This window comes from Plesiomonas sp., from assembly GCF_051650925.1.
In the GTDB taxonomy this organism is placed as follows: domain Bacteria; phylum Pseudomonadota; class Gammaproteobacteria; order Enterobacterales; family CAMTGL01; genus Plesiomonas.
In genome coordinates, this window is record NZ_JBOFRH010000114.1 from 1 (window position 1) to 4,533 (window position 4,533).

Genomic DNA, 4,533 nt, shown 5'->3' on the forward strand with positions numbered 1-4,533 from the left:
GAGTCAGCCAATCCAGTAGAAGCAAGCTCTATTCCTACCGCGGTGTCTGATGCTTTGCCTAATTCTCAATCTGAAGATCTGACATCGCCTCTGTCTGACGCTGTTCCCGCACCGATACATGCGCCTGCGGTTGGCAATATGACGGATCGTGTTGAGGCTCAGACTCATCGTTCTACTGCAGCCGATTTGCCTACTGAAACGGCTAAAACCGATGTGACTGATACAGAGAGTACAAATATTCGCAATACAAACGCTGTGCAAGCAACGTTTGTTAATACGGATATCATTAACACAGATACCTCGGGCAAAAATATTTCGCATGTAAATATCACGGGCACTGAGGCTAGCGAAAAAACAGCGGCTGATGCTGATACGGCTGAGACAGTGCCAACGTTGGAAGTGCGTCAACCTGCCGCAGCTATTCCAACCAAAACCCCGCTGTTTGATCTGCCAGATATGACCGAGGCCGATTTTGATCTCTCAACTCCGCTGCTTCCACAAGCGGAGCACTGGTCGATGCCGCTACCGCCTGAGCCACAGTCAGAGCATGAAGATTGGGGCGCGCAGCCAAATCTGATGGCCGATCAGCTCTCTCCTGAAGAGCGCGACGGTGTTACCCAGCCTTTTGTTCGCGCGCTGCATACACGCCAGCCTGTTGCTGAAGATGTAAACCATGATGAGGATATGACCGATGATCTGGTCGGTAAATTGATTTTGGCGCGCGCTTATCTGGATATAGATGATCCAGAAGGTGCGGTTGCACTGCTCAATGAGGTCATCGCACAGGGTTCTGAAAGTCAGCAACAGCAGGCGCGAAAAATGCTGCAAGAAGTTACGTCAGCATAACCTGATTATCAGGAGAGTATGCTATGCGTAATTGTGCGTTTATATCCAGCATAAAGTATGGGCTTTAGGGTTTGCGTTGTGTAGGCGCGGAAAATAAACGTTAGAAACTGATCATGCGGTGGCTACAGGCCGCCGCTTTTTGTTTATAATCGCACGTTTTATTGTCGTGAAGGGTAAGTTGACCATGCGTATTGCACTGGGCATTGAATACGATGGAAGCCGTTATTGCGGTTGGCAGCGTCAGCAAGAAGTTGACAGTGTGCAGGAGCGTTTAGAAAAAGCACTCTCAAAAGTGGCAAACCATCCGGTGAATGTCTTTTGTGCAGGACGCACAGACTCAGGTGTACACGGTACGGGGCAAGTGGTGCATTTTGATACCGATTCGGTGCGTAAAGATGCGGCATGGACACTCGGTACAAACGCCAATCTGCCTGATGATATTGCTGTGCGTTGGGCTACCGAAGTATCGGAAGAGTTTCATGCGCGTTTTAGTGCTACCGCACGCCGCTATCGCTACATTATTTATAATTACGGCTACCGCCCAGCTATCTTACGCCACGGTGTGACGCATTATCACCACCCGCTTGATGTTGAAAAAATGCAACGCGCGGGGCAGTATCTGCTCGGTGAGCACGACTTTACCTCATTTCGAGCGTTGCAGTGTCAGTCTCACTCACCTTGGCGCACCATTGAGCACCTGAATATAACCCGTCAGGGTCATTATGTGATTGTGGATGTAAAAGCGAATGCCTTCTTGCACCATATGGTGCGAAATATTGTGGGCAGTTTGCTGGAAGTGGGGGCAGGGCATCAGCCAGAGGCATGGATTGACACTGTTCTGGCAGCTAAAGATCGTCGTATTGCTGCGGCAACAGCAAAAGCTGCTGGATTGTATCTTGTTGCGGTAGATTATCCGGCGCAATTTGCCTTGCCAGCGCCGATGCTTGGCCCACTGTTTATTGCTGACTGACTATTATGAATACACGTTGGCTGAAGATAGACTCGTAGAGCGTCTTTCGGCCACTATTGTGTGTCGCCGTTACTTGGTAGTGAGTCGGTGCACCCTGTTTGAGTATAAAAACGGATTTATCAAGGATGTGAAGCCATGGCGTTGCTGAGTTCGCTGATTGATTTTATTTTGCACATTGATGTGCACCTGACCATGCTGGTGGCGCAATATGGCCTGTGGATTTACGGCATTCTGTTTTTAATTATTTTCTGTGAAACTGGGCTGGTTGTTACCCCGTTTTTACCTGGTGACTCACTGCTGTTTGTGGCCGGAACACTGGCGGCAACCGGCCAGATGGATGCGCATTTGCTGGTGGTTTTACTGATTATTGCTGCGATTACCGGAGACGCACTGAACTACAGTATCGGGCGCTTATTTGGTGAACGTTTGTTCAGTAATCCGCATTCACGCTTATTTAAACGTCAGCATCTTGAACGTACTCAGCAGTTTTATGCGCGTCACGGGGGGAAAACTATTATTTTTGCCCGTTTCGTGCCTATAGTTCGCACGTTTGCCCCATTTGTTGCTGGTATGGGGCGTATGCACTACCGACATTTTGCATTGTTTAATGTGATTGGTGGTATCGTGTGGGTGACAGGGTTTGTTTATGCCGGTTACTACTTTGGCAATATCCCTGTGATCAAACAGAATCTTGAGTTATTGATTTTAGGGATTATTTTTATTTCGGTGCTGCCTGGTATTATTGAGTTTTGGCGGCAGCGTCGTCGTCATTCATCAGAAACCGCATCGAAATAGAGTAAAAACTCAGCGTCAAATGAATCGGTAGGCTGGTCGGGTATGACCAGTTTTTTATCCACAGCGTGAATCTGATGTGGTTTAATGTGCGGTATTTCCTGAGCTTACACTGCTACAGGCGGTGCTGTTAAAACACAAGGTTGAAAGGTCATCCATGAGCTGGATCGAGCGTATTATTAACAAAACAAATATCGTCTCCTCGCGCAAGGCAAGTATTCCTGAGGGAGTATGGACCAAATGTGATGGCTGCGAACAAGTTTTGTACCGTGCTGAACTGGAACGGAATCTGGAAGTGTGCCCGAAGTGTGGCCACCACATGCGTATCACTGCCCGTCGTCGATTGTTGAGCTTTCTTGATGAGGGTACCGGTGTTGAGTTCGCCGAAGAGCTAGAGCCGAAAGATATTCTGAAGTTCAAAGACTCTAAGCGTTATAAAGACAGACTCAGCGCTGCACAAAAAGAGACCGGTGAAAAAGATGCACTGATCGTCATGCAGGGTGCGCTGATGGGCATACCGGTTGTGGCGGCTGCTTTTGAGTTCTCTTTTATGGGCGGATCAATGGCTTCTGTGGTAGGTGCCCGTTTTGTGCGTGCCGTGGATAAAGCCATTGAACTGAATTCACCGTTAGTTTGCTTTTCTGCCAGCGGCGGTGCACGTATGCAAGAAGCGCTATTCTCACTGATGCAAATGGCAAAAACCAGTGCTGCGTTGGCGCGCTTAAGTCAAAAAGGGCTGCCATTTATTTCAGTACTGACCGACCCAACGATGGGCGGTGTTTCTGCAAGTTTAGCAATGCTAGGTGATATCAACATCGGTGAACCTAAAGCTCTGATTGGTTTTGCAGGGCCACGAGTTATCGAGCAAACCGTGCGTGAAACATTGCCATCAGGCTTCCAGCGCAGTGAGTTTTTACTGGCAAAAGGCGCGATTGACATGATCATTCCGCGTTTGGAAATGCGTCAGCGTCTGGCTGGTTTACTGGCAAAAATGACGTTGCAACCGTCACCGTTGGTTGTGCCAGCACAGCGTCCGGTTGAAGAGGTTGCTGCGGTTGACACTGAGACTGAGGCAGACACGCTGTCAGCCAAGTCAGATACTGACGAAAAATAACCTACTGATTGCGGGTCAGCGCGTATTGGCTGCTGACCCGCAGTGGTTGTTTTTGACTGTATTGATACTGGTCATTACATGTGAAAACTCGCGTAAGAACATAACTACGCGATAACAGCCGCGCAGGGAAAATGCGCGCTAGGTAGATGTATGATGAAGACTCTGACTCCTCCCCAAGCCACGTCGCCTCTCGCTACGTGGCTTTCTTATCTTGAAAACCTCCACAATACGACCATTGATCTGGGGCTGGCACGCATTCAGCAGGTTGCCACTGCGCTGGGTATTACCAAGCCTGCTCCGACAGTGATCACGGTTGCCGGTACAAATGGCAAGGGTACAACTTGCCGGATGCTGGAAGTGATCTTAATGCAGGCCGGATACCGTGTGGGTGTGTACTCCTCCCCGCATCTGCTGCGTTATACCGAGCGGGTTCGCATACAGGGCGATGAGCTGAGTGAGCCACTGCACAGTGCCGCTTTTAGCACTATTGAATCGGGGCGTGGAACAACATCACTGACCTATTTTGAGTTCAGCACCCTGTCGGCATTAAAACTGTTTACCGATGCGGCACTGGATGTCGTCATTCTGGAAGTCGGATTGGGCGGGCGCTTGGATGCGACTAACATTGTAGACAGTGATGTGGCGGTTATCACCAGTATCGATCTTGATCATACCGATTGGTTAGGCAACTCTCGTGAAAGTATTGGCCGCGAAAAAGCCGGTATTTTCCGAGCACATTGTCCGGCGGTGGTGGGTGAGCCGGATATGCCTCAATCTATCGCACAGACGGCAAATAATCTTAGCACAACAC

5 protein-coding genes are annotated in these 4,533 nt (G+C 49.3%); all 5 read left to right on the forward strand.

What is annotated here, in order from left to right; translation table 11 throughout:
- The coding region (locus tag ACRC27_RS02455) for a FimV/HubP family polar landmark protein (protein ID WP_438639116.1) at nt 1-846 on the forward strand (846 nt) is incomplete at its 5' end.
- Between the two features lie 184 nt (nt 847-1,030).
- Nucleotides 1,031-1,816 (forward strand): tRNA pseudouridine(38-40) synthase TruA, encoded by a 786-nt coding sequence (gene truA / locus ACRC27_RS02460; RefSeq protein ID WP_438621674.1) that lies wholly within the window; start codon nt 1,031-1,033, stop codon nt 1,814-1,816.
- Nucleotides 1,817-1,951: 135 nt separating this feature from the next.
- Complete coding sequence (locus ACRC27_RS02465) at nt 1,952-2,611, forward strand: DedA family protein (protein ID WP_438621633.1); 660 nt, start codon at nt 1,952-1,954, stop codon at nt 2,609-2,611.
- Between the two features lie 154 nt (nt 2,612-2,765).
- The gene (accD, locus tag ACRC27_RS02470) at nt 2,766-3,722 is read left to right on the forward strand and encodes an acetyl-CoA carboxylase, carboxyltransferase subunit beta (protein ID WP_438639117.1); all 957 of its coding nucleotides are present in this window, start codon (nt 2,766-2,768) and stop codon (nt 3,720-3,722) included.
- Nucleotides 3,723-3,875: 153 nt separating this feature from the next.
- Nucleotides 3,876-4,533, forward strand: a 658-nt coding sequence (folC, locus tag ACRC27_RS02475; RefSeq protein WP_438639118.1) for a bifunctional tetrahydrofolate synthase/dihydrofolate synthase, incomplete at its 3' end; no start/stop codon positions are given.

Coding starts and splice junctions, on each gene's coding strand:
- truA (WP_438621674.1), top strand. CDS start 1,031: ATGCGTATTGCACTGGGCATTGAATACGATGGAAGCCGTTATTGCGGT.
- ACRC27_RS02465 (WP_438621633.1), top strand. CDS start 1,952: ATGGCGTTGCTGAGTTCGCTGATTGATTTTATTTTGCACATTGATGTG.
- accD (WP_438639117.1), top strand. CDS start 2,766: ATGAGCTGGATCGAGCGTATTATTAACAAAACAAATATCGTCTCCTCG.